The organism is Streptomyces sp. NPDC006314 (genome assembly GCF_040613075.1).
Taxonomy (GTDB): Bacteria; Actinomycetota; Actinomycetes; order Streptomycetales; family Streptomycetaceae; genus Streptomyces.
In genome coordinates this window covers 1-1,395 of record NZ_JBEXRL010000077.1, presented here as the reverse complement: position 1 = coordinate 1,395, position 1,395 = coordinate 1, and the positions used below count along the sequence as shown (strand labels likewise).

Sequence of the window (1,395 nt, the reverse complement as noted above, 5' to 3'; positions counted from 1 at the left end):
ACGGGGGCCGTCCGGCCTTCGAGGTGCGGGCCGTGCTCGCCGCGACCCTCTCCCCCGCCTGGGGCATCTACAGCGGCTACGAGCTGTGCGAGAACGCCCCGCTCAGGGAGGGCGGTGAGGAGTACCTGAACTCGGAGAAGTACCAGCTGAGGCCCCGCGACTGGGCGGCCGCGGAGCGGGAGGGGCGGACCATCGCGCCCCTCATCACCCGGCTCAACGACGTCCGGCGGCGCAGTCCGGCCCTGCGGCAGCTGCGTGACCTCCACTTCCACCACGCCGACCAGGACGCGGTGATCGCCTACTCGAAGCGGAGCGGATCGAACACGGTTCTCGTGGTCGCCAACCTCGATGCCCACCACACCCAGGAAGCCACGGTCTCGTTGGACATGCCGCAACTCGGCCTGGACTGGCACGAGTCCGTGCCGGTGCGCGACGAGCTCACCGGCGAGACCTACTACTGGGGCAGGGCCAACTATGTGCGCCTCGAACCGGGCCACAGGCCCGCGCACGTCTTCACCGTCCTGCGACCGTCCAACCCGCAGATCGGAGGGTCACCCACCATATGATCGTCAACGAGCCCGTCCCGGACACCTTCGAGGACACTCCCGCCAAGGACCGGAATCCGGATTGGTTCAAGACCGCCGTCTTCTACGAGGTCCTCGTCCGTTCCTTCCAGGACAGCAACGGCGACGGCGTCGGCGACCTGAAGGGACTGACCGCCAAACTCGACTATCTGCAGTGGCTCGGCGTGGACTGCCTCTGGCTGCCGCCGTTCTTCAAGTCACCGCTGCGTGACGGCGGTTACGACGTCTCCGACTACACCGCCGTACTGCCCGAGTTCGGTGACCTCGCCGACTTCGTGGAGTTCGTGGACGCCGCCCACCAGCGCGGCATGCGCGTGATCATCGACTTCGTCATGAACCACACCAGCGACCAGCACCCGTGGTTCCAGGAGTCGAGGCGCGACCCGGACGGTCCGTATGGGGACTACTACGTCTGGGCCGACGACGACAAGCAGTACCAGGACGCTCGCATCATCTTCGTCGACACCGAGGTCTCCAACTGGACGTACGACCCGGTACGCAAGCAGTACTACTGGCATCGCTTCTTCTCGCACCAGCCGGATCTGAACTACGAGAATCCGGCCGTGCAGGAGGAGATGATCTCCGCGCTGAAGTTCTGGCTGGATCTCGGCATCGACGGGTTCCGGCTGGACGCGGTGCCGTACCTGTACCAGCAGGAGGGCACCAACTGCGAGAACCTGCCGGCCACCCACGAGTTCCTGCGGCGGGTGCGCAAGGAGATCGACGCCCAGTACCCGGACACCGTGTTGCTGGCGGAGGCCAACCAGTGGCCGGAGGACGTCGTCGACTACTTCGGCGACTACACCGCCGG

The 1,395-nt window shown here is 66.3% G+C and carries 1 protein-coding gene and 1 pseudogene; both read left to right on the top strand.

Features of this window, described 5'->3' with window-relative positions; genetic code table 11:
• Window positions 1-566: pseudogene (locus tag ABZ079_RS36855) on the top strand (alpha-1,4-glucan--maltose-1-phosphate maltosyltransferase); the annotation flags it as partial.
• Window positions 563-1,395 (top strand): alpha-amylase family glycosyl hydrolase (locus ABZ079_RS36850; protein WP_356943801.1); only part of this gene is annotated, 833 nt, incomplete at its 3' end. The pseudogene ABZ079_RS36855 and the gene ABZ079_RS36850, both read left to right, overlap by 4 nt.